This is a genomic window from Mycobacterium sp. NAZ190054 (assembly GCF_001545925.1).
In the GTDB taxonomy this organism is placed as follows: Bacteria; Actinomycetota; Actinomycetes; order Mycobacteriales; family Mycobacteriaceae; genus Mycobacterium.
Genome location: NZ_LMVQ01000472.1, coordinates 1 through 1118, shown reverse-complemented (window position 1 = coordinate 1118; position 1118 = coordinate 1). Strand labels below are relative to the sequence as shown.

The 1118-nt window shown below is 61.7% G+C and carries 1 protein-coding gene; it reads left to right on the top strand.

The annotated features are described in order from the left end of the window. Positions 1-1109: ISL3 family transposase (locus ASJ79_RS24450; RefSeq protein ID WP_067961073.1), on the top strand; the 1109-nt coding region annotated here is incomplete at its 5' end. Positions 1110-1118 lie beyond the last annotated feature (9 nt).

Sequence of the window (1118 nt, the reverse complement as noted above, 5' to 3'; positions counted from 1 at the left end):
TGTCATGTCCGTGTGGCAAACGCCTGCGCGCGGTCTATGACCGCCGCCGCCGACGGTGGCGCCATCTCGATCTCGGGCGCTACCGGCTCTGGCTGGTCTATGACATCCGACGGGTGAACTGCCCCGACTGCGGAGTCCGCACCGAGGAACTGCCCTGGGCGCGTCCAGGCGCCCGCCATACCCGCGATTTCGAGGACATGGTGTTGTGGCTGGCCCAACGCACCGACCGAACGTCGGTATCGACCTTGATGCGCTGCGCGTGGGAAACGGTCACCTCGATCATCAACCGCGGCGTGGCGGAACTGCTCGACCGACGACGACTCACCACCCTGTACCGCATCGGTGTCGATGAGATCTGCTATCGGCACCCGCACAAGTATCTGACCATCATCGGCGACCACGACACCAGCACCGTCATCGACGTCCAGCCCGGACGCAGCGAAGAATCATTGGCGACATTCTATGAGCAACAACCTGATTCGACATTGGAGACCATCCAAGCCGTCAGTATGGATGCGAGCAAAGCCTTCCGGGCAGCCACCCGAACGCATCTGCCCGATGTCATCATCTGCTTTGACCCGTTCCACATCATGCAATGGGTCAACCGGGCCCTGGACCGCGTCTTCGCCGACGCCGCGGCCGGACCGAACAAAGTCACCATGACCTCAGCACAATGGCGCCAGACCCGATGGGCACTGCGCACCGGGGAGAACAAACTCAAAGACGACAAACGACAACTGGTCAACCAGATCGCCCGCGCCAACCGCCGCGTCGGCCGGGCCTGGACGCTCAAAGAACAACTGCGTGACCTCTACCGCTTCGAGCACGAACCCGGTGTCGCCCGTCAACTACTCAAGGCCTGGATTACCGCCGCCAAACGCAGCCGCATTCCCTCTTTTACCGAACTCGGCAAACGCCTGCAAGAACACTTCGAAGCAGTCATCGCCGCCGTCGAACTCGGCATCTCCAACGCCCTCATCGAAGGTATCAACGCCAAAATCCGCCTCATCAACGCCCGCGGCTACGGCCACCACTCAGCCCGAACACTGACCTCAATGATCTATCTCTGCCTCGGCGGACTGCACCCTCAGCTACCCACAAGAACCTGAGGAGCCGCA